The sequence below is a fragment of the Micrococcus sp. 093350064-1 genome (genome assembly GCF_053627955.1).
Genome location: NZ_JBSEYU010000006.1, coordinates 13,132 through 33,080, shown reverse-complemented (window position 1 = coordinate 33,080; position 19,949 = coordinate 13,132). Strand labels below are relative to the sequence as shown.

The 19,949-nt window shown below is 73.7% G+C and carries 20 protein-coding genes; 10 read left to right on the top strand and 10 right to left on the bottom strand.

The window, feature by feature from the left end:
* Nucleotides 1-116 precede the first annotated feature (116 nt).
* Both ACUW6W_RS07995 and ACUW6W_RS07990 read right to left on the bottom strand, forming a co-directional pair.
* On the bottom strand, nucleotides 117-1,748 hold the full coding sequence (locus tag ACUW6W_RS07995) for an amidohydrolase (protein ID WP_063189474.1): 1,632 nt from the start codon (nucleotides 1,746-1,748) through the stop codon (nucleotides 117-119).
* A gap of 189 nt (nucleotides 1,749-1,937) precedes the next feature.
* Nucleotides 1,938-3,116 (bottom strand): cystathionine gamma-lyase, encoded by a 1,179-nt coding sequence (locus ACUW6W_RS07990; RefSeq protein WP_020627041.1) that lies wholly within the window; start codon nucleotides 3,114-3,116, stop codon nucleotides 1,938-1,940.
* A gap of 61 nt (nucleotides 3,117-3,177) precedes the next feature.
* Between ACUW6W_RS07990 and ACUW6W_RS07985 the strand changes: the two genes are divergently transcribed.
* The gene (locus ACUW6W_RS07985; protein ID WP_020627042.1) at nucleotides 3,178-4,926 is read left to right on the top strand and encodes an ABC-F family ATP-binding cassette domain-containing protein; all 1,749 of its coding nucleotides are present in this window, start codon (nucleotides 3,178-3,180) and stop codon (nucleotides 4,924-4,926) included.
* A 45-nt stretch (nucleotides 4,927-4,971) separates the two neighbouring features.
* On the opposite strand, the gene ACUW6W_RS07980 is transcribed toward ACUW6W_RS07985, so the two are convergent.
* Nucleotides 4,972-5,421, bottom strand: coding sequence for an SRPBCC family protein (locus ACUW6W_RS07980; RefSeq protein ID WP_454180100.1), 450 nt, complete (start codon nucleotides 5,419-5,421; stop codon nucleotides 4,972-4,974).
* A 104-nt stretch (nucleotides 5,422-5,525) separates the two neighbouring features.
* On the opposite strand from ACUW6W_RS07980, the gene ACUW6W_RS07975 reads away from it, so the two are divergent.
* A complete protein-coding gene (locus tag ACUW6W_RS07975) occupies nucleotides 5,526-6,263 on the top strand; it encodes a Pr6Pr family membrane protein (protein ID WP_020627044.1) in 738 nt (245 codons plus the stop codon).
* A 7-nt stretch (nucleotides 6,264-6,270) separates the two neighbouring features.
* On the opposite strand, the gene ACUW6W_RS07970 is transcribed toward ACUW6W_RS07975, so the two are convergent.
* From ACUW6W_RS07970 to ACUW6W_RS07950, 5 genes are all read right to left on the bottom strand, one after another.
* A complete protein-coding gene (locus tag ACUW6W_RS07970; protein WP_020627045.1) occupies nucleotides 6,271-7,101 on the bottom strand; it encodes an alpha/beta fold hydrolase in 831 nt (276 codons plus the stop codon).
* Nucleotides 7,102-7,289: 188 nt separating this feature from the next.
* Entirely contained in the window at nucleotides 7,290-7,817 is a 528-nt protein-coding gene (locus tag ACUW6W_RS07965) for a hypothetical protein (protein WP_020627046.1), read from the bottom strand.
* Nucleotides 7,818-7,828: 11 nt separating this feature from the next.
* The gene (locus ACUW6W_RS07960; protein ID WP_010079843.1) at nucleotides 7,829-8,419 is read right to left on the bottom strand and encodes a DinB family protein; all 591 of its coding nucleotides are present in this window, start codon (nucleotides 8,417-8,419) and stop codon (nucleotides 7,829-7,831) included.
* A 98-nt stretch (nucleotides 8,420-8,517) separates the two neighbouring features.
* Nucleotides 8,518-10,062, bottom strand: a complete 1,545-nt coding sequence (locus ACUW6W_RS07955; RefSeq protein WP_043281416.1) for an alanine/glycine:cation symporter family protein — start codon at nucleotides 10,060-10,062, stop codon at nucleotides 8,518-8,520.
* 139 nt (nucleotides 10,063-10,201) lie between these two features.
* Nucleotides 10,202-10,927, bottom strand: a complete 726-nt coding sequence (locus ACUW6W_RS07950; RefSeq protein ID WP_113914406.1) for a transcriptional regulator — start codon at nucleotides 10,925-10,927, stop codon at nucleotides 10,202-10,204.
* A 167-nt stretch (nucleotides 10,928-11,094) separates the two neighbouring features.
* On the opposite strand from ACUW6W_RS07950, the gene ACUW6W_RS07945 reads away from it, so the two are divergent.
* Both ACUW6W_RS07945 and ACUW6W_RS07940 read left to right on the top strand, forming a co-directional pair.
* Nucleotides 11,095-12,222 (top strand): YeeE/YedE family protein, encoded by a 1,128-nt coding sequence (locus ACUW6W_RS07945; RefSeq protein WP_113914405.1) that lies wholly within the window; start codon nucleotides 11,095-11,097, stop codon nucleotides 12,220-12,222.
* Between the two features lie 52 nt (nucleotides 12,223-12,274).
* A complete protein-coding gene (locus ACUW6W_RS07940) occupies nucleotides 12,275-12,502 on the top strand; it encodes a sulfurtransferase TusA family protein (protein ID WP_010079839.1) in 228 nt (75 codons plus the stop codon).
* A 43-nt stretch (nucleotides 12,503-12,545) separates the two neighbouring features.
* Here the strand turns inward: ACUW6W_RS07940 and ACUW6W_RS07935 are convergent, their stop codons facing one another.
* Together ACUW6W_RS07935 and ACUW6W_RS07930 are read right to left on the bottom strand one after the other, a co-directional pair.
* Entirely contained in the window at nucleotides 12,546-12,701 is a 156-nt protein-coding gene (locus tag ACUW6W_RS07935) for a hypothetical protein (protein ID WP_002855522.1), read from the bottom strand.
* A 95-nt stretch (nucleotides 12,702-12,796) separates the two neighbouring features.
* Nucleotides 12,797-13,672 carry an NAD(P)-dependent oxidoreductase gene (locus ACUW6W_RS07930; RefSeq protein ID WP_002855523.1) on the bottom strand — a complete coding sequence of 292 codons (876 nt, stop codon included), beginning with the start codon at nucleotides 13,670-13,672 and terminating at the stop codon, nucleotides 12,797-12,799.
* A 124-nt stretch (nucleotides 13,673-13,796) separates the two neighbouring features.
* On the opposite strand from ACUW6W_RS07930, the gene otnK reads away from it, so the two are divergent.
* The 6 genes from otnK to ACUW6W_RS07900 are packed head-to-tail and all read left to right on the top strand — an operon-like array spanning nucleotide 13,797 to nucleotide 19,743.
* Entirely contained in the window at nucleotides 13,797-15,074 is a 1,278-nt protein-coding gene (otnK, locus tag ACUW6W_RS07925; protein WP_454180099.1) for a 3-oxo-tetronate kinase, read from the top strand.
* A gap of 42 nt (nucleotides 15,075-15,116) precedes the next feature.
* Nucleotides 15,117-15,914: a 2-oxo-tetronate isomerase gene (gene otnI, locus ACUW6W_RS07920; protein WP_113914404.1), complete on the top strand. Its 798-nt coding sequence runs from the start codon at nucleotides 15,117-15,119 to the stop codon at nucleotides 15,912-15,914.
* On the top strand, nucleotides 15,911-16,699 hold the full coding sequence (locus ACUW6W_RS07915) for a DeoR/GlpR family DNA-binding transcription regulator (protein ID WP_002855529.1): 789 nt from the start codon (nucleotides 15,911-15,913) through the stop codon (nucleotides 16,697-16,699). The genes otnI and ACUW6W_RS07915 overlap by 4 nt, the downstream gene beginning before the upstream one ends.
* 10 nt (nucleotides 16,700-16,709) lie before the next feature.
* On the top strand, nucleotides 16,710-17,669 hold the full coding sequence (denD, locus tag ACUW6W_RS07910) for a D-erythronate dehydrogenase (RefSeq protein ID WP_002855531.1): 960 nt from the start codon (nucleotides 16,710-16,712) through the stop codon (nucleotides 17,667-17,669).
* A 42-nt stretch (nucleotides 17,670-17,711) separates the two neighbouring features.
* Nucleotides 17,712-19,109: a GntP family permease gene (locus tag ACUW6W_RS07905; protein WP_063189464.1), complete on the top strand. Its 1,398-nt coding sequence runs from the start codon at nucleotides 17,712-17,714 to the stop codon at nucleotides 19,107-19,109.
* A gap of 10 nt (nucleotides 19,110-19,119) precedes the next feature.
* Nucleotides 19,120-19,743 carry a class II aldolase/adducin family protein gene (locus ACUW6W_RS07900; RefSeq protein WP_049147437.1) on the top strand — a complete coding sequence of 208 codons (624 nt, stop codon included), beginning with the start codon at nucleotides 19,120-19,122 and terminating at the stop codon, nucleotides 19,741-19,743.
* The last annotated feature ends 206 nt before the right edge of the window (nucleotides 19,744-19,949 follow it).

Genomic DNA, 19,949 nt, shown 5'->3' with positions numbered 1-19,949 from the left:
GCTCCCCTGGACGACGAGCCCTGCGATATGGCCCCTAAACCGGGCGGGTAGGGGCCATATCGCAGGGCTCGTCGCGGGGGGCGGGTGTCGCGGGGCGTCGGGGCCGGGGCCGGGCGTCACAGCCCGCCGTGCACGAACTCCCCTCCCACGGCGGTGGCGACGACGTCGATCGCCGCGATCTGATCGCTCGGCACCGCGCGCGGGTCCTCGCTGAGCACCGTGAAGTCCGCGAGCTGGCCCGCGACGAGCCGTCCCTTGCGGCCGCCCCAGCCGGTCGCCTCCGCGGAGCCGACCGTGTAGGCGTGCAGGGCCTCGGCCACCGTGAGCCGCTCCGCGTCCGGGCCGTACTGCTCGCCGGTCTCGGTGCGGCGCAGCACGAAGTCCTGGATGACCTCCAGCGGGCGGCCGCCGGCCACGGGACGGTCCGAGCTGCCGGGCAGCACCAGGCCCGCGCGCAGCAGCCGCCCGGCCGGGTACGAGAGCGCGGCCCGCTCCGGCCCGATCCGCTCCCGCACCGACCCGCCGAACGCGCTGATGAAGTTCGGCTGGGTGGCCATCACGACCTCCAGCTCGGCCATGCGGGCCACCTGATCGTCGCGGACCACCCCGCCGTGCTCCACGCGGTGCGGCATCACGGGCCGCCCGAACCGGCCCCGCGCCTCGGCGATCACGTCGAGGGCGAAGTCCAGGGCGGCGTCGCCGATCGCGTGCAGGGCCAGCGCCCAGCCGGCGGCCGCCGCACCGAGGCACGCTCGGCGCATCTCCCCCGCGTCCTGCTGTAGGTAGCCGCGGCCGTGGCCGTGGCCGCAGTAGTCCTCGGTCATCGCGGCGGTCTGTCCGAGCATCGACCCGTCCGTGAACACCTTCGCCGGCCCGATCTGCAGCCACTCGTCGCCCACGCCCGTGCGCACGCCGGCGTCGAGGGTGAGGTGCGTGCCGTCGTCGGGATGGCCGTCCACCGGGTGCAGCGCGTCCAGGGTGACCATCGTCTGGAAGCGGGTGCGCAGCAGCCCCGCGTCCCGGGCGCGCTGATACGCGCCGAACTCGAGCGGGCTGTGCCCGATCCACCCGCCGGCCACCCCCGCATCCGTCACCGAGGTGATGCCCTCGGCCGCGTACTCCTGCGAGGCCCGCGCCAGGCACGCGCCGATGTGCTCGTGGGACTCCGGCTGCAGCAGCCGGGTCACCAGGCTCATGGCGGTCTCCTCCAACAGGCCGGTGGGCCGGCCGGCGGCATCCGTGAGGATCCGCCCGCCCTCGGGCTGCTGCAGCACCTGCTCCCCCACACCGGCCAGGACCAGCACCGCCCCGGACACCGTGACGGCGTGGCCCGTGTTGTGGCGGATGAGCACCGGGCGCCCGGAGGCGGCGGCGTCGAGGTCGTCCCGGTCCGGCTGGGGGCCGGTGAGGTGGCCGGGGTCGAAGCCGGTGCACGTCACCCAGGCGCCGGGGTCGAGCTCGGCGGCGCGGGCGCGGACCCGGCGGTGGACCTCCTCCGCGGTGCGCGCGCCCTCGAGGTCCACGTCCAGCCGGGACTGGCCGAACCAGACGCTGTGCGCGTGGGCGTCGTTGAACCCGGCGAGGACGGTGCGCCCCCGCGCGTCGAGACGTTCGCGCGTCGCGAGGCCGTCCATCTCCTCGTCCACCCCGACGACGACGCCCCGCCACACCCCCAGCCGCGAGGCCGACGGGCGGGCGGGGTCGCCGGTGATGAGGCGGGCGTTCTCCACGATCAGGTCGAGCTGCATGGGGCGGGGCCTCCTGGGACGGGGCGGGCGGGCGAGGCGCGGGTGGGCGGCCTCGTCCGCGAGCGTAGCCGGGACGCGGGTCAGGGTGAGGTCTCGGCGGCGCTCACTTTCAGGGCCGAATACGACTCTCCCGGGCCCCAGAGCCCCCGGGAGAGTCGTATTCGGCCCACAAAGTGCGGAGGGCGCGGGTCAGGCGGTCGGCCCGCCGCCCGCGGCGGTCATCGCGCGTTCCAGGTCGGCCAGCAGCTCGGCGGTGGGCTCCACGCCCACGGACAGACGCACGAAACCGTCCGGGACGTCGTCGCCCCAGCGGGCGCGGCGCTCGGCCGCCGTGTGCGTGCCGCCGAAGCTGGTCTGCGGCACCACGTACTGCGCCGCGGCGATGAACCGCTCGGCCGCCGCCGCGTCCGCGAACCGCAGCCCGACGAGGCCGCCCGCCGCCGTCATCTGACGCGCCACGACCTCCGCGTCCGGGTGGTCCGCCAGCCCCGGGTAGACCACGGCGCGCACCGCCGGGTGGCCCGCGGCCAGCTCCGCGACCGCCTGCGCCGAGGCGCACATCCGGGCGAAGCGGACCTCGAGGGTCTCGAGACCGCGGTGGATGAGCCAGGCCTCGTGGGTGCCCAGGATCCCGCCGGCCAGGGTCCGCCAGCCGCGCACCCGCGCCATCACCTGCGGGTCCCGGCTGGCCACGTGCCCGCCGAGGGCGTCCGTGTGCCCGTTGACGGCCTTCGTGTCCGAGGCCACGACCACGTCCGCCCCCAGCTCCAGCGGGCGCTGCCCCAGGGGGGTCAGCAGCGTGTTGTCCACCACCACGAGGGCCCCCGCGCCGTCCCGGCGGCCGTTCGCGTGGGCGCGGGCGGCGACGTCCGCCAGGTCCGCCACGCGCAGCCCCGGGTTGGAGGGGGTCTCCACGAGCACCAGGTCGTAGCCGCTCAGGTCCGCATGGGCGAGCCCCTGGGTGGCGACCAGGTCCACGTGCACGCCTCGGGGCGTGAGGTGCTCGGCGGCGAGGGCGCGGGTGGGCCCGTAGCCGTCCGCGGGCAGGAGGGCGCGGTCCCCCGGGTGCAGCAGGGGCAGCAGGACGGCGGCGATCGCGGCCATGCCGGAGGGGACCACGGCGACGTCGGCGTCCTCCAGCGCGCCCAGGGCGGCCTCGAGCGCGGACCAGGTGGGCGTGGCCCAGCGCGCGTACTGGAAAGGCACGTCCGCGCCGGGGGCGGTGGGGGCGCCGTCCGGGTCCGCGCCGGGCAGGTGGAACGCGCTCGCGTGGACCAGCGGCGGGGAGATGGACTCCCCCGGGGCCATCCCGTGGGCGCGGTGGTGCAGGACGGTGCCGAAGGCGGGCGGCGGCGGGGCGGCGGACATGGCCCCGAGCGTAGTCCCGACCCCGGACGCGGCAGCGCGCCCCCTCCCTAGACTGGCGGACATGACCTCCGGCCCTCCCTCCCCCGCCCTGCCCGCCGGGCCCGCCGCCCACCTGCGCGGCGAGCACCTGACCGTCTCGCTCGGCGGGCACCGCGTGCTCACGGACGCCACGGTGCGGATCAACGCCGGCTCGCGGCTCGGGATCGTGGGTGAGAACGGGCGCGGCAAGACCACGCTGCTCCACGTGCTCACGGGCCGGATCACGCCCGACGTCGGCCGCGTGACGCGGGCGGGCACGCTCGCGTTCGTCCCGCAGGCGCTGCGGGCGCGGGCCGACGGGCGCTCCCGCACGGTGGGCGACCTGGTCCGCGACGCCCTCACGGGCCCGCACGCCGCACTCGAGGCCCTGGACGCCGCCGCGGCCGCCCTGGCCGAGGCCCCCGACGACGCCGGCGCCGGACACCGGTACTCCACCGCGCTGGAGCGGGCCCACCTCTACGACGCCTGGGACGCCGGCCGGCGCGTGGACATGGACCTCGAGGGGCTGCACGCGTGCACGGACCGCGAGCACCCCCTCACATCGCTCTCGGTCGGCCAGCGCCACCGGGTGCGCCTGGCCGTCACCCTCGGCTCCCGGCCGGACCTGCTGCTGCTGGACGAGCCGACCAACCACCTGGACGACGTCGCCCTGGACTTCCTCACCCGCCGGCTGGTGGAGCACCCGGGCGGGGTCGCCGTCGTCAGCCACGACCGCGCCCTGCTGCGCGCCGTGTGCACCGACATCGTGGACCTGGATCCCAGCCAGGACGGGCGGCCGCGGCGGTACTCCGGCGGGTACGCCGGCTGGGCGAAGGGGCGCCGCCGCGCCCGGGCCGCCTGGGAGCAGGAGTACGCCGAGCAGAACGCCGAGCGCGAGCGGCTGGAGCTGGCCGTGGAGGACGCGCGGGAGCAGATGCAGGGCTCGTGGCGGCCCCCGAAGGGCACCGGCAAGCACCAGCGCTCGAGCCGGTCGGCGGGGATCGTGCAGATGTTCAACCGGCGCTTCGACGAGCTGGAGGCGCACCGGATCACCGTGCCCGAGCCGCCCCTGCGCCTGGACTGGCCGTTCGCGGACATGCCCGACGGCGACCCGCGGGACGGCGCGGACGCGGCGGCGGGCACGGCGGGCGGGCCGGGCACGGCGGGCGACGACGTCCTGCTCACCGCGGACGCCGTGCGCGTGGCCGGGCGGCTCGAGCAGCCGATGGGCGCGGCCCTCGTGCCGGGCGGCCGCGTGCTGGTGACGGGCCCGAACGGGGCCGGGAAGTCCACGCTGCTGCGCGTGCTCGCCGGGGACCTGGAGCCCACGAGCGGCTTGGTGACCGTGGGCGCCGACGTGCGCGTGCGCCTCGTGGCGCAGGAGACCCCCGCGTGGGACGAGGAGCGCACCGCCGCCGCCGTGTTCGAGGAGCACGTGCGCCGCGTCGGCGCGGACGAGGCCGGCGTCGACGACCTGGGCCGTCCCCTGCCGGCCCCCACGCTGCCCTCGCTCGGGCTGCTCACCGCCGAGGCCGCGGACACCCCGGTCGGACGCCTGTCCCAGGGGCAGCAGGCCCGTCTGCACCTGGCGATGGTGCTCATCGAGCGCCCCCACGTGCTGCTGCTGGACGAGCCGACGAACCACCTCTCCCCCGCGCTCGTGGACGAGATGACCGAGGCCCTGCAGGTCACGGAGCAGGCCGTCGTCGTGGTGACCCACGACCGGCAGATGCTCGCCGACCTCGCCGACTGGCCGCGCGTCGAGCTGCGGACCGACGCCGCGGCGGTGTGAGGCGGGCGGGGCCCCTGGCCACAGGCCCGGCCCGGCGGTCCGCCCTCAGAGGTGCGCCCGGCACAGCCGCCGCAGCGCCACGCGGGCCGGCAGTCGGTAGGCCAGGGCGACGACGGCGGGCCCGTGGACCGTCAGCCCCGCCCGGGTGCCGCGGGGGGTGGCGGTGAGGTCGTGCGTCATGGAGACCGCCGTCCCGGCCACCCGCACCGTCCACCGCCAGGTGCGGGCGTCATCGTCGACCTCCTCGACCACGAACGGGACGCGCAGCCCCAGGGGCGCGTGGACCACGCCGCGAAGCCCGGCCCGCAGCCGGCGCCGTGGCGCCTCCACGGCGCGGATCTGCGGAGCCCACCGCGGCCACAGGCGCAGGTCGGCGTAGCGGGCCCAGGCCACGTCCACGGCGGCGGGCCCGGTCGTCGTCACGCGGCGGAACTGTCGGGGGCGGCGCGCGCGCCTCGCGCCGGCGGAGGTGCGGGTCCAGGGGGTCCGGATCATGGTGCCGAGCGTAGGGTCCGGACCGCCGGCCGGGACACGCCCGCCGGCCCGAGCGGCTCGGCCAGTGCACCGGGGGCGGCGTCGCGCTCCGGCAGGATGGGCGCATGACCCTCCCCACCCCCTCCGGCCGCTGGACGACGACGGCGCGGCCTGCCTTCGCCGTCGCCGCGGCCCTGTCCCTGGGCGGCAACCTGCTCTCACTGTGGATCGGCTCGTGGAAGTCCTCGGACCTGCCGGCCGACGCGGGCTACGCGGGCGTGCTCGAGGGCGGCTGGGAGCACATGCTCAACCAGCCCACGTACTTCACGTTCCTCTCGAACTTCCTGGTGGGGCTGACGTCCCTGCTGCTGGCGCTGCGCCTGCACCGGCCGGGCACGCTGTTCCGGGTGCTGCGGGTGACGGGGGTGGTGTGCATCGTGATCACGGGCGTGGTGTTCAACGTGCTGCTGCGGGACGCCGACCCGATGACCGCCGTCGAGCGGTTCAACGACACCCTGCAGCACATCGTCACGCCGATCCTCACCCCGGTGCTGTGGGCGGTCTTCGGGCCGCGGCGGCAGATCACGTGGCGGGTGGTGTGGTTGTCCACGCTCATCCCGCTCGCCTGGCTGGCGTTCACGCTGCTGCGCGGGCCGTGGCTGGACTGGTACCCGTACACGATCCTGGACGTCCCGCGGCTGGGCTACGACGGCGTCGCCGTCTACGTGGTGGCGATCCTCGTGTTCTTCGTGGCGGTCGCCGCCCTGCTGCGGGTGGCCGACGGCCTGCTGGCGCGGGCCGGCGTCGGGGTGGGGGCGGGCGCCGAGGCGGAGGCCCGGGTGGAGGCCCGTCCCTCCCCCTGACCCCGCCTCAGTCCGACGCCGCGCGGCCCACCTGCACCGCCCACGCGCGGACGAGCGCCTCGGCGACCTCCGGCTGGTCCAGGTGCACGTTGTGGCCGGCGGCGTCGAGCGCCGCGTAGGTGGCGCGCGGGTAATGCTCCAGGAGCGCGGCCTGGTCCCGGTAGCCGACGAGGTGGTCCTCCCGGCCGGTGAGGATCAGGGCGGGCCCCTCGAACGGCGGCGCGGCCTCCTCCGGCACGGCGTCCAGGACGTAGCGCGCGGACAGGCGCTTCAGCGCCTCCTCGTCCACGGCGCGGACGCCCGGCAGCGCGTGCTCGCGGAACCGCTCCCACGTGTCCCGCGTCAGCCGCGGGGACATCTCGAGGAACGGGGCGGCGTCGTCGGGGTCGAGGGTAGACATGAAGGCGTCGTCGCGCTCGCGCACCACCAGGTCGGTGCGGGTGCGCCGGTCCTCGTCCGGGTCGACGACGGGCGCGAGCAGCCCCAGCCCCAACACCTGCGCGCCGAACTCGGCCGCCACGTGCCGGGCGAGCAGGCCGCCGAGGGAGTTGCCGAGCACCGCGAACGGCCGCTCGCCGACCTCCGCGCGGATCCAGTCCACGAGCCAGGCGGCGAGCTCGGGGAGGCCGCCGTCGTCCTGGAGGGCCGAGGTCCGGCCGAAGCCCGGCAGGTCCACGTAGATCCGCTCGACCTCCCCGGCCTCGGCGAGGGCGTCGTCGAGCGGCAGCAGCAGCCGGTGGTCCACGCTGTTGCCGTGCACCGCGATCAGCGGGACGCCGGAGCCGCGGCGGACGACGTGGGGGTTCTCGGGGGTGTGCTCGGATGTGTGCTCGGTCATGGGTCCGAGCGTAGGGCTGAGCGCGCGGTGCCGCCCTCTCCCCGCCGCCCTCTCCTCGCCACCCTCTCCCCGCTGCCCCCTCCCCACCGCTTTGCGGGCCGAATGCGACGCTCCCGTGCCCGATTCAGGGGCTCATCCGTCGGATTCGGCCCACAAAGTGCTCGGCCGGGCCGCCCGGTGCCGGCCGGTCACCAGAGCAGCTGGTCCCCGCGGATCTGCGTCTGGAGTCCGTCGATGCGCCCGAGCACGGAGACCTGCAGCAGGGCCGGCCAGGCGTGCACCACGAGCCCCAGGGCCACCGCGACCACGCCCCAGACCAAATGCCCGACGGCCGCCAGCGCCACGCCCGCCACCGCGTGCAGACCCGCGGAGGCGGCGTGGCTGACGAGGGAGCCCACGGCGGCGGTGCGGATGCGCCGCAGGTCGGCCCGGCCGGTGATGCGGCGGCTGATGGCCGCGTTCCAGCCGACGGCGCCCAGCTGCCGGGAGAGCCAGTCGGTGCGGACCCGGCGGGCGAGATCGCGCCAGCGCGTGTCCCGCCTCCACGGCCGGTCCACGAGCTGCCGCGAGGGCTCCCCGTAGAACGGGCCGAACCCGAAGGTCCCCACCGTGAGCACGCCGACGAACAGCCCCGGCGCCGTCGGCGCCATCAGCACGAAGGCGGACATCAGGGCGGCGACGGTGAGGGCCAGACCGGCGAGCGAGCGGGGAGTCATCACCGCGGACGCTAGCGCACCGGGCCCGCACCCCGGGCGATCCCCTCGAGCCGCCGCACGTGCGCGGCCCACCGCTCGGCGTCCCAGCCGGGCAGGTTGTCCCCGGGGCCGCGCAGGCCGGCCTGCCCGTCGATCCCCTCGCGCAGGATGTCGGCGTGGCCGGCATGGCGGGCCGCGTCGAGGGCCACGTGGGAGAGGATCTGCGCCAGAGTCACCTCGGCCAGGTGCGCGGGCCACCAGGGGACCCGCCCCCGCGCGTCGAGGACGAGGGCCTCGATGGTCGCGTCCGCGTGCGCGAAGCATCGCCGCGCGTAGTCGAGGACGTCCTCGAGGGTCTCGTCCTCGGCGGCGAACAGGTCCGCGCCGTCCTCCTCGCCCACCCCCGGCGCGTCCCAGGGCAGGGGGATGCCGGCGGGGCGGCCGAAGACCTCGCCGAAGTACTCGAGCTCGCACGTGGCCGCGTGCTTGAGCAGGCCCAGCAGGTTGGTGCCGGTGGGGGTGCGGGGCAGGCGGACCTCCCGCTCGGGCAGGCCGTCCAGCTTCGCGAAGAGGGCGTCGCGCTGCCGGCGCAGCCCCTGATGGAGGATCTCCTTGTGGTCCATGGGGTGAGCCTGCCGGGATTCAGGCCGCGCGGACGGCCCTGGCCCGTGGCCCGACGTCGTCGCGGACGTCCGGCGCCCCGGGCCGCCGTCGTCGGTCCTCAGCCCTCCCGGCGCGGGACCACGGTGATGGCCCGGGTGTCCGGGGCGGTGTCCGCGACGTGGTCCATGGCCTCGTCCACGTCCCCGGTGCGCTCGTAGGCGGCGTGGATCTGTTCCCACAGGTGGGCGTTGCGGACGCCGATGGCGGCCGGGTCCAGGACGGGGTCCTGGCCGGCGCGGCGCTGGCGGTCGTAGTCCTTGAGCAGGCGGATGGCCACGGGGCTCAGGAGCACGAGCGCGAGGATGTTCACCCACGTGTAGAGGCCGACGCCGAAGTCGGCAAGGGACCACACGAACGCGGAGGTCTGCACGGAGCCGATGACCATGGAGGCGGCCAGCAGCAGGCGGGCGGCCGCGATGCAGATGCGCTGCGCCTTCTTGTTCGGGATCAGGTACGCGAGGTTCGTCTCGGCGTAGAACGCGAAGGACAGCAGCGTGGTGAAGGCGAACAGGAACACCGCCACGGCCACGAAGGACGGACCGAAGGACGGCAGGACGACGTCGATGCCGATCTGCACCCAGGCCGGGCCCTCCTCGACGCCGGGCAGATGCTCCACGATCGGGGGGCCCTCACCCGTGCCGAGCACGTTGAAGCTGTTGGTGGACAGGATCACCAGGCCGGTCATGGTGCACACGAACAGGGTGTCCACATAGGCGGAGAACGCCTGGGCCAGGCCCTGCTTCACCGGGTGGGAGACGTGGGCGGCGGCGGAGGCCTGGGCGCCCGAGCCGGTGCCGATCTCGGTGGAGTACACGGCGCGGCGCACGCCCCACGCGATGGCGGCGCCGAGCATGCCGGCGTAGACGGAGTCGGCGGCGAAGGCGCTGGTGAAGATCAGGGAGAACATGGCCGGGACCTCCTGCCACATCACCGCGACGACGACGAGCCCCACCAGGATGTACGCGCCGGCCATGAACGGGACCACGAGGCCCACCGTGCGGCCGAGGCGGTGCATGCCGCCGAACACGATCACGCAGAACAGCACGGCCATCCCGAGACCCACCCACAGCGGGTCCCAGCCCCACGCCTCGGTCGTGGCGGCGGTGACGGCGTTGGCCTGGATCTGCGGGCCGGTGAAGACCGTGGCGAACACGGTGGCCGCGGCGTAGGCGACCGCCAGCCACCGCCAGTTCCGGCCGAGCCCCTCGAGGATGTAGTACGCGGGCCCGCCGCGGTACTCGCCGCGGACCTTGTGCTTGTAGAGCTGTGCGAGCGAGCTCTCCACGAGCGCCACGGGGGCGCCGAGGATCGCCGTCACCCACATCCAGAACAGCGCGCCCGGGCCGCCCAGGTAGATCGCGGCCGCGACGCCCGCGATGTTGCCGACGCCGATGCGCCCACCCAGGGCCATGGCGAACGCCTGGAACGAGCTGATCCCCGCCGACGACGATCCTCCCCTGACCAGCTGGCCCACCATGTCCTTGAGCAGCCGCACCTGGGGAGCCGCCATGCGGATCGTGAAGTACAGGCCCAGGGCGAGGAGCCCGACGACCATGGGCAGGCTCCACATGATCGAGTTGGCGGCGGTGACGAACTGCTCCATGGTCACTTCCCAGGTCGTGGACAGGATCCGTGCACTCCATCACATTCGGGCCACCTCGGGCACCCCTGAGCCCCCGGGGGGTCTGCGCGGGACCGGCAGGGTCGGCCGGCCAGACACGCCGTGCCGTCCCCGCGCCGGCTCACCCCTGCCCCGCTCCCGCCTCCTCCTGCACCGTCACCGCCTCCTCCCGCACCGTCACCGCCAGCTCGATGTGTCCGGCCTCCGGGTCCGCGAGGATCTGGCGGATCTCCGGCGCGGCGCCGGCGTCCTCCACGTCGAACGCGTCCATGAGCCCCAGCAGATCCGGATGGGGCAGCGCGCCGCCGGGGGCGTCGTCGAGGAGGTCGACGTCGCCCGCATCGGCCCGCACGTCCACGTACCGCTCCACCCGGCGCGGCAGCGTCCCGGTCACCACCTCGTGCCCGTCGACCCTGAGGCCCGCGGGAGCCGGACCGCTCAGCGGGACGGCCAGGACGGTCTCCACGACGTCGGCGGCGCCCGGCACGGGACGCAGCGCCGTCCACAGCGGCCCGGCGGGTGCCGACCCCGCCTCCGCGAGCGCCTGGAACAGCGTCGCGAAGGCGTTGTTCGCGCGCTCGGTGGTCGCCTCCTCACCGGCCTCGTCCAGGGCCACCCGCTGCACGACGCCGGCCCACGGCGTCGGCCCGACCGTGCGCTCCGCCACGGGGCCGGGACGGGCGGGGGCGCCGTCGTCGTCAGGATCCGGGGCCGCGTAGACACCGGCGGCCGCGAGCGCGAGCGCGCGGTCCTCGAGGTCGCGGCGGCGTCGCAGCTCGGCCGCGTGCGCCTTCGCGCTCAGTCCGGTGGCGAGGGCGAACTCGCCGACGGTCATCGGGGGGCTCATGGGGCGACCTTTCTCTCAGGTGATCCCAGCGTGGGCGTTCCCCCAAGGGGAGGGTCAAGCGTCGCCCACGGCGCCCCCGCGCGTCGTCCCCGGCACAGCCCTGCGACTGTTACCCCGCACGTCCTGCCCGGCGCGCGGGACCGGCCGCACCCTGTCTCATGGCAGGCATGATCATCACCGGACTCCTCCTCGGCCTCGTCCTGGGCTTCGTGTTCCAGCGCGGACGCTTCTGCGTCACGGGCGCTTTCCGCGACCTGTTCACTATCCGGTCCACCCGATGGCTCACCGCGTTCATGGTGATCGTGGCCGTCCAGTCGGTGGGCGTGTTCGCCCTCGACGCCCTGGGCGTGATCACCCTGGAGGCGGAGACGTTCCCGTGGCTGGGCACGATCATCGGCGGCCTGATCTTCGGCTTCTCGATCGTGCTCGCGGGCGGCTGCGCCACCGGCACGTACTACCGCGCGGGCGAGGGCCTCGTGGGCTCGTGGTTCGCACTGATCTTCTACATCGTGGGCGCCACCGCGTTCCGCAAGGGACCGCTGGCCGGCACCACCGAGGCCGTCCGCTCCGTGGAGACGCAGACGGGCTCGTTCCAGCAGCTCACGGGACTGTCCCCGTGGGTGTTCGTGGCGCTGCTCGTGGCCGGCGTCGGCCTGGCCGTGCGTCATCACCTGCGTCGCGAGGCAGCCATGACCCGCTTCCGCCTGCCCGCCGCCAAGACCGGCCTCGCGCACGTGCTCACCGAGAAGGCGTGGCACCCGTTCGTCACCGCCGCGATCATCGGCGTGCTGGCGATCCTCGCGTGGCCGCTCTCCTGGGCGACCGGCCGCGAGTCCGGCCTGGGCATCACCGGCCCGTCCGCGAACATCGGCGCGTTCCTCGGCACGGGCGAACTCGAGCTCGTGGACTGGGGCGTGCTGATGGTGACGGGCCTGCTGATCGGCTCGTTCATCGCCGCGAAGGCCTCCGGCGAGTTCCGCGTCCGCGTGCCCGACGCGCAGACCACCGTCCGCTCGATCATCGGCGGCCTCGGCATGGGCTGGGGCGCGGCGTGGGCCGGCGGCTGCACCATCGGCAACGCGATGGTGAACACCGCGACCTTCAGCTTCCAGGGCTGGACCGCGCTCGTGTTCATGGTGCTCGGCACCGGCCTGGCGGCCAAGCTCTTCATCCTCAACCACCGTGGGAAGGGCGCGACGCCGTCCCCCACCTCCGCCTCCGGCCTCACCTCGGCCGAGGGCGCGGCGGCGGACGCCGGGGCGGCCCGCCCCGTGAAGCTCACGCCGATCGGCTGAGCCGACCCGCCCACGAACGACCTCTGACCACCGACATCAAGGAGAGAACATCATGGCGAAGCACCTGCTCGAGACCGACGGCCAGGTCTGCCCCTTCCCGCTCGTGGAGGCCAACCAGGCGATGGAGCAGATCCCCACGGGGGATGAGCTCGTGATCGACTTCGACTGCACCCAGGCCACCGACTCCCTGCCCCGTTGGGCCGCGGAGAACGGCCACGAGGTCACCGACTTCGTGAAGCGCGGCGCCGCGGAGTGGACGATCACCGTGAAGAAGGGCTGAGGGGCAGAGGAACCCCGCGGCCGGCCCACCCGCCGCGGGTGTCTCAGACCTCCAGCAGCACCTTGATCTCGCGGCGCTCGTCCATGGCCCGGTCCATAGAGCCCTGCGTGCCGACGGCCTCGCACACCCCGTGCGCACCGTGGCCGCCGGTGAGCTCACGCACCTGGGCGGCACCCTCCTCGCCACGCTCGGCGATCACGACGTCGGGTGCACCGTGCGGTGGTGCAACACGAGGGCGAAGGCGGGGCGGAGCGTGCCGCCGCCGCCATCACACGGGTCCGGTTCAGAGCGAGGTCAGGACCGGTAAGTCTGGATGACCTGCGAATCGTCCTTCAGGGTCAGACCGGCCTCGGCGGCGTCCAGGTACTTCTGCTTGGCGGCCTCCAGCACGGGCACCGCGATCCCGGCCTCGGCGGCGGTGGCGCTCACCAGGGCGGAGTCCTTCACGAAGATCCCGATCGCGCTGGCGACCTGTGCGTCCAGGCCCTCGAGCATCCGGGGCCCCCGGTCGGAGAGCATGAACGACCCGGCGGCGCCGTCCGCCACGGCGTCGAGCACCTCGGCGGGGTCCAGCCCCAGACGCTCGGCCAGGGCCAGGGCCTCGGCTCCGGCGACGATGTGCACCGCGCACAGCAGTTGGTTGACCACCTTGAACGACTGGCCGCGCCCCGGCTCCGCCCCGCAGTCCACCACGGCGCCCATGGCGTCCAGGACGGCGCGTCCCGCGTCGATGGCCGCCGGGTCACCGGAGACGAACATGCGCAGCTCTCCGCGTGCCGCACGCGCGATGCCGCCGGTGACGGGGGCGTCCACCAGTCCGATGCCCCGTTCGGCGGCCGGCGCGACGAGCGAGCGCACCGCCTCCGGGCCCACGGTGCTCATCACGATCAGCGTGCTCCCGGGCCGCATGCGGGCGACGAGCCCGTCCTGGCCCAGGGCTGCGGAGGACAGCTGGTCGGGGGTTGCCACCATCACGATCACGGCGTCCGCCTCGGCCGCCGAGGCAGCGTCGGCCGCGGCCGGCAGCCCCTGCTCCAGCGCCGCCACTCGCTGGCGTTCGGAGAAGTCAACCCCCGTGACGTCGAACCCCGCCGCCGCCACCGAGAGGGCCATCGGCAAGCCGATGGCGCCGATGCCGACGAAGGTGACGTTCTGTGCCTGAGAAGTCATACGGCGGCGCCTTCCGTGGTGCGGTTCACAATCTGGCCCTTCGATGTTAGCTTATGTGAAATTCCGTCCCATGTTCACAGAGTCGAACAAATCGGGCGACCCCGCCCGATCAGAAAGGTGCACCATGCCGTTGCGAGCAGGAGTGATCGCCGACGACTTCACCGGAGCCACGGACATCGCCGGGGCCCTTGTGGACGGTGGGCTCCGCACCGTGCAGTTCTCGGGTGCCGCACACGTCCCCGATCACGTGGACGCGGACGCGGTGGTCATCAGCCTCAAGACCCGCTCGATCCCGCCCGGGGACGCCGCCGCCCAGAGCCTCGAGGCCTGCCGCGCCCTCGAACGCCTCGGTGCGGAGCGGATCGTCTTCAAGTACTGCTCCACCTTCGACTCCACCGCCGAGGGCAACATCGGCCCCGTGACGGACGCTCTGCTGGAGCACCTCGGCGAGGACTTCACCGTCGTGGCCCCGGCCCTCCCGGTCAACGGCCGCACCGTCTACCAGGGACACCTGTTCGTGCACGACCGGCTCCTCCAGGAGTCGGGCATGAAGGACCATCCCGTGACGCCCATGCGGGACTCGGACCTGGTCCGGCTCATGGAACGGCAGAGCAGCGGACGGGCCGCGTCCGTCCCCTCGACGGTGGTGGGCGGTGGGTCCGAGGTGCTGCGCGGCGAGCTAGACCGCCTCCGCTCCGAAGGGGTCCGGTATGCCGTGCTGGACACCCTGGACGACACCCACCTCGACACCATCGGCGCGGCAGTGTCCGGCCTACGCCTGACCACGGGCGGCTCCGGCCTCGGCTCCGGACTGGCCCGTTCGCTCACCGGCCGCGCGATCACCGGCGCCGCCACGACCGCGGCCGACGCCTGGCGGTTCACCCCGGGGCGCACCGTGGTGCTGTCCGGCTCGGCGTCCGAGATGACGAATCGACAGGTCGATCGCTATCGCAAGATCGCCCCGTCCCTGGCCGTCGACGTCGTCCGCACGCTGGAGGACGCCACGGCCCTCCGAGACGAGATCCTCGCCTTCGTCCTCGCCCAGGACGGCGGCCCCGCCCCCCTCGTGTACGCGACGGCCGGACCCGACGAGGTCCGTCGCCTGCAGGAGGTCCACGGAAGGCAGCGCGTGTCCACGGCCATCGAGCGCCTCTTCGGCACCCTGGCGGCCGCGCTGCGCGAACGCGGGGTGAGCCGGTTCGTCGTTGCCGGGGGCGAGACCTCCGGTGCGGTGACGCAGGCGCTCGGCGTCACCGGGCTGCGCGTTGGTCCCCAGATCGCCCCCGGCGTCCCGTGGACGGCGAGCCTGGACGGTGCGGTGGACCTCGCGCTGAAGTCCGGGAACTTCGGGGACGAGGACTTCTTCACCGCCGCTCAGCGCCTCACCGACCCCCGGGCCTGACCCTCCACCGACCATCGCCCGCCCGACACCGAGGATCCACCGATGCCGCAGTTCGCCGCGAATCTCAGCATGATGTTCACCGAGCGTCCCTTCCTGGAGCGCTTCGCCGCCGCCGCGGAGGCGGGCTTCACCGGTGTCGAGTACCTCTTCCCGTACGAGTACCCCGCCGCAGAGGTCGCGGCGGCCCTGCGCTCGGCCGGGCTGACCCAGGCGCTGTTCAACGCCCCAGCCGGTGACTGGGACGCGGGGGAGCGGGGGCTCGCGTCCCTGCCCGGCCGCGACGCGGAGTTCGAACGCGGCATCGCCACCGCCCTGGAGTACGCGCGTGCCCTCGCGTGCCCGCGGGTGCACGTGATGGCCGGCATCGCGGATCCCGACGACGCCGACGCCCGACGCCGCTACGTGGAGCGGATCCGCCGCGCCTGCGACGCCGCGGCGCAGCACGGCGTGGAGGTCCTGCTGGAGCCCATCAATGCGGTGGACATGCCGGGGTACTTCCTGTCCCGCGTCCCGCAGGCCCGGGAGCTGCTGGAGGAGGTTGACCGCCCCAACGTCGGATTGCAGCTGGACCTCTATCATGCCCAGATCACCGAGGGGGACCTCACCCGACTGGTGGACGCGTCTGTGGACCTCACCCGCCACGTGCAGATCGCCGGCGTCCCGGACCGTCATGAGCCGGACACCGGAGAGGTCGCCTACGAGCACCTGTTCGCGCACCTGGACAAGGCCGGCTACACGGGCTGGGTGGGCTGCGAGTACCGCCCCGCCGGGCGCACCGAGGACGGCCTCGGCTGGTTCGCGGCACACCGCGGGTCCCAGCGCCCCGGAGAACGGGCATGATCGCGGACGAGCGGCGGCGGCGTCTGGTCAACCTCGTGGTGGAGCGCGGCTCTGCCTCCGTGACCGCGCTGGCGGATGAGCTGGGCGTGTCCTCCATGACCGTGCGCCGGGATGTGAAGCGGCTCGAGGAGGAGGGCCGCCTCGTCTCCGTGGCTGGCGGCGTCGCCAAGCCGGCGCGCCTGTCCCTGGACGCGACGCATCGGGTGAAGCTTGGGATCCGGCCCCGGGAGAAGGCGGCCATCGCCCGCCGAGCCGCAGAGCTGATCCGCCCGGGGGACCTCCTTTATCTGGACGCCGGGACCACCATGCTCGCCCTGGCCCGACTGCTTGCGGCCCGCCCCGCCGCGGAACGGGTCGACGTGGTCACCAACGACCTGGCCGTGGCGGCGGCCGTCGGCGAGCACCCGGGAGCCCAGATCCACGTGCTCGGCGGCCGCCTGGACGCCGGGAACCTGTCCACGGACGGGCCCACTGCCGCCGCGGAGCTGGCGGGTTTCAACATCGACCTGGCGTTCATCTCGGCGTCCTCGTTCGACCTCCGCGGACTCTCGGTGCCCACCGAAGGCAAGGCGATCGTGAAGCGAAGCATCGCCGAGCACGCGGACCGCTGCGTGCTCGTCGCGGACTCCTCGAAGTACGGGCGCGTGTCCACCTTCAAGGCCCTCCCCCTCCGGGCCTTCGACGCGATCGTCACCGACCCCGCGTTGCCCGACGCCGTCCGCGATCGGGCGACCGCGGTCGGTGTGGACCTCCTATTGACCCCCCTCCCGACCCTTCCCACGTAGGAGAACACCCATGAACATCGTCGTCACCGGCGGCGCCGGCTTCCTCGGCAGCCGCGTGATCCGCTCCCTCCTCCAGGCCCAGGACGCCGGCCGCCTGCCCGTGCCGGTGGACTCCGTCGTCTCGCTCGACCTGGCGCCCTGCCCTGTGGAGGACCCCCGGGTGAGCTCCCGGGTCGGCGACATGGCCGACCCCGCGGTCCTGGCCGAGGCCATCACCGCAGACACGGCAGGGATCTTCCACCTCGCCGCCGTGCTCTCCGGCGGCGCCGAGCAGGACTTCAACCTCGCGCTGCGCGTGAACGTGGACGCCACGGAGCGGCTGCTGGAGGCCGCCCGTGGCACCGGGGCCCGGCCCCGGTTCGTCTTCACCAGCTCCCTGGCCGTGTTCGGCAGCGCCGTGCCGACGGTGGTCCCCGAAGACCTGGCCACCCAGCCCGAGTCCACCTACGGGGCGACGAAGGCCATCGGCGAACTGCTGGTCAACGAGTACTCGCGCAAGGGGTACGTGGACGGCCGGGTCTGCCGGCTGCCCACCATCTCGGTGCGACCCGGGAAGCCGAACTCGGCCGCGTCCTCGTTCGCCAGCGGCATCATCCGCGAGCCCCTCCAGGGTCTGCAGGCTGAGCTGCCGGTGCCGGAGGACACCCGGATGTGGCTGTCCTCCCCCGACACGGCGGTGCAGAACCTCGTGCACGCCTTCATCGTGGAGTCCGAGCGGCTAGGGGGCTGGCGGGTGCTGAACATCCCGGGCGTCTCCGTGACCGTGGCGGAGATGCTCGACGCCCTCGAGGCCGTCGGGGGGCCCGAGGCACGGGCACGGGTCGTCCCACGCCCGGATCAGCGGGTCATGGACATCGTGTGCTCGTGGCCCGGCGAGTTCGACGTCGAGCGAACCCTGTCCCTCGGCTTCCGCCCAGACAGCAGCTTCGAGGCCGCCGTCCGTCAGTTCCACCGCGAGTTCGTCGCCTGAGTCGGCCTCACCCCTCGGATCCACACCACTAGGAGAACCACCATGAACGGGCTCGAAGCCTCCGAGATCGGTGCGCTGGTCGGCCTCACGGCAGCCGTCGCCCTGCTCATCTTCTTCGTCATCCGGACCAAGATCCACGCCGTCCTGGCCTTGGTCATCGCCGCCTCCATCGCGGGTCTGGCGGCCGGGATGGCCCCGGACGCCGTTATCCAGGCCATCACCACCAGCTTCGGCTCGACCCTCGGGACCATCGGCCTCGTCATCGGCATGGGCGTGATGATGGGGCGCATCCTCGAGGTCTCGGGGGCCGCGGAAAAGCTGGCCTACTCCCTCATCCGCGTGCTGGGTAAGGGGAAGGAGGAGTGGGCGCTCGCCGGCGCGGGCTTCGTCATCTCCATCCCGATCTTCGTGGACTCCGCCTTCGTGATCCTGCAGCCGCTCGTGCGGTCGCTGGCCCGGACCTCCGGGCGGTCCATCCTCACCCTGGGCATCGCCCTCGCCGGCGGCCTGGTCGTCACCCACCACGCCGTCCCCCCGACGCCGGGCCCGCTCGGCGCCGCCGGCATCTTCGACGTGAACGTCGGCGAGATGATCCTCTGGGGCCTCATCCTCAGCTTCCCCGCCATGATCGCGGTGACCCTGTACGCGAAGGTCATGGGTCCGAAGATCGAGGCCATGATCGAACGGGACACGGGCGAACGCCTCTCCCCCGCGGAGGCCTTCGGGGAGTTCCAGGAGCGTGCCGCCGTCCGGGAACGCGAGCTGCCCGGGCTGTTCATCTCGATCCTGCCGATCCTGCTGCCGATCGTCCTGATCTTCCTGAACACCTTCTCCGCCACCATGGTGGAGGACAACGAAGGTGCCCTGCCTGCCGGGCTGGTCTCCACGCTCGCCTTCATCGGCAACCCCGTCATCGCCCTGCTGCTCGGCGTCCTCGTGGCGATCTACGGCCTCGCCCGCAACCAGTCGCGCCAGGAGACTCTGGACGACATGGAGTTCGGCGTACAGTCGGCGGGCATCATCCTGTTGGTCACCGGCGCCGGCGGAGCCCTCGGCGGCGTTCTGCGCGAGTCCGGGACGGCGGAGTCCATCGGCCAGGCAGTGGCCGGCCTCCCCCTGCCGACCATCCTGATCCCGTTCGTCATCGCGACCATCGTCCGCCTCATCCAGGGGTCCGGTACGGTGGCCATCATCACCTCCGCCTCGATCTCCGCACCCATCCTCGCGGCCATGCCGGATGTGAACATGGTGTTGGCCGCGCAGGCCGCCGCCCTCGGCTCGCTGTTCTTCGGTTACTTCAACGACAGCTTCTTCTGGGTGGTGAACCGGATGCTGGGCATCAAGAACGCCAAGCATCAGATCCTCGCGTGGTCCATCCCCACCACGATCGCCTGGGCGACCACCCTGGTCGCCCTGCTCATCGCCAACGCACTCGTCTGAGAGGAGCCCCGTGACCGACGAGTCCTTGCTGCGCCGTCAGATCGCCGAGTTCGGTGCAAGCCTGTTCTCCCGTGGATTCTCCGTGGGCAGCGCCGGCAACATCAGCGTCCGGATCGAGGGCGGGTATCTCATGACGCCCACCAACTCCTCCCTCGGCCGGCTGGACCCCGAGGCGCTCTCCGTGCTGGATGAACACTGGAGGCACCAGGCTGGTCCCCGGCCGTCCAAGGAGGTGGTGATGCATCGGGCCATGTACGAGGCCCGCCCGGAGGCACAGGCGATCGTGCACCTGCACTCGACCTACGTGACGGCGTACAGCTGCCTGGCCGAGGACGGGGGCATCCCGCCCCTCACCCCGTACTTCGTGATGCGGCTGGGCCGGGACGTGCCGACCGTCCCCTACCACCGACCCGGTTCGGCGGAGATGCTGGACGACATCCTCGGGGCCGGGCGCCGGTCCCCCGGCGTGGTGCTGGCCAACCACGGCTCGATCGTCGCCGGTGCCACGTTGGAGAGCGCGGTCAACGCCGCGGAGGAGCTGGAGGTGTCGGCGCAGCTCGCCTTCCTGCTGGAGGGGCGCCCCACCCGCCCGCTGACCGAGGCGCAGGTCCAGGAGCTCCTCGGGCCGCAGTGACCCGAGGCCGATGGCTGGCGCGCGGGGCGTGGTGCAGCCACGCGGCAGGCGACGTCGGCCCGGTCGGTGCCAGCCAGGCTGCGGCGCCGGTGGCCGCATGGGAAGGGCACGTCATGAGCGGAGGTCCTCCTCGAAGGACGGGGGTGGCCGGCGCGGACGTGGCCGGGCCGCCCACCTTCCAAGCGGAGGCGGACACGCTCAGCGCG